Source organism: Oleiphilus sp. HI0123, from assembly GCF_001635315.1.
Genome location: NZ_LWGE01000554.1, coordinates 1 through 290 on the forward strand (window position 1 = coordinate 1; position 290 = coordinate 290).

Here is a 290-nt window from a genome sequence, read left to right on the forward strand (position 1 = left end):
GACCGACGGAAACCTGATATACAGCTACAATGGAGGTTCCGACATCAATATATTTGAATTATCGGAACAGACAGGTAAACACGAAGCGCTCAATACCATTACCCTCTCTACTTCACGTCATTACTTACAGGGCTTGTATCTGGAAGAAACACTCGAAAACAAAAAACTTATTTCAATCGCTAACGAATACGCTCAAGTCTATAGCGACTACTTCTGGCACTGGAGTGATAGCCGTATCAGTATTGATATGTATGACGTGGAAACACCTGAATCCACCATAGACAAAACCA

Annotated in this window: 1 protein-coding gene; it reads left to right on the forward strand. The window is 41.4% G+C overall.

Going from position 1 to position 290, the window contains the following annotated elements:
- On the forward strand, positions 1 to 290 hold a 290-nt coding region (locus A3761_RS27015), incomplete at both ends, for a hypothetical protein (protein WP_197472837.1).